This is a genomic window from Camelimonas sp. FR25 (assembly GCF_059740505.1).
Window position 1 is genome coordinate 1 of sequence record NZ_JCAWFG010000002.1, and the last position, 1191, is coordinate 1191.

Below are 1191 nucleotides of genomic sequence, written 5' to 3' on the forward strand. Positions count from 1 at the left end.
AAAGCACCCCGGATACCTGACGCGCTCCTTGACCAGTTATTGGCTGGGGCGGACCCGAAGGCGGCCTTCGACGCCAACGGTTTGCTGGATGATCTGAAGAAGGCGCTGGCCGAACGGGCCCTGAATGCCGAAATGGATCATCATCTGGCAGCCGATGAAGCGGGCAACAGCCGCAATGGCTATGGCCGCAAGACGGTCACAACGGAGACTGGCCGGCTGGAGTTGGACATCCCCCGCGATCGGCAGGCGACGTTCGATCCGCAACTGATCGCCCGCTACCAGCGCCGTTTCCCCGGATTCGACGACAAGATCATCTCAATGTACGCCCGGGGCATGAGTGCGCGGGAGATCGTGGGACACCTGCGCGAGCTCTACGGCATTGATGTTTCGCCCGATCTGATAAGCGCCGTCACCGACGCCGTGCTGGAAGAAATCGCGGCATGGCAGGCACGGCCACTGGACCCGGTTTATCCGCTCGTGTTCTTCGACGCCCTGCGCGTGAAGGTGCGCGATGAAGGCATTGTCCGCAACAAGGCCGTCCATATCGCCCTTGGCGTACGCGCCGATGGCGGCAAGGAAATCCTCGGGATGTGGCTTGAGCAGAACGAGGGGGCGAAGTTCTGGCTGCGCGTCATGAACGAACTGCGCCATCGCGGCGTGGAAGACATTCTGCTGGCGGTCGTCGATGGCCTGAAGGGCTTCCCGGACGCCATCCGGGCCGTGTTTCCCGAGGCGCTGGTACAGACTTGCATCGTGCATCTGCTGCGCCACTCGCTGGATTTCGTTTCCTTCAAGGACCGCAAGGCAGTAGCGTCTTCCCTGAAAGACATCTACCGCGCCGTCGATGCCGAGGCTGGGGAAGCAGCGCTTGCCGAATTTGAGCAGGGTCAATGGGGCGCCCGCTATCCTGCTATCGCACAGAGCTGGCGGAGGGCCTGGGGCGAGGTCATTCCGTTCTACGCCTTCCACGTCGACGTCAGGCGCATCCTCTACACGACCAACGCTATAGAGGCTCTGAATTCAAAGCTTCGCAGGGCGGTGCGGGCAAGGGGCCATTTCCCGACCGATGAAGCCGCGCTCAAGCTGCTGTTTCTGGTCTTGAACCGAGCAGAGAAAGAGTGGAAAATGCCTGCTCGTGAATGGGTCATGGCCAAAGCGCAATTCGCCGTCATCTTCGGCGAGCGCTTCACG

General features: G+C 61.5%; 1 protein-coding gene. It reads left to right on the top strand.

Annotated features, from left to right (window positions below; genetic code table 11):
• Positions 1-1191: IS256 family transposase (locus tag AC6A67_RS00005; protein ID WP_498034459.1), on the top strand; the 1191-nt coding region annotated here is incomplete at both ends.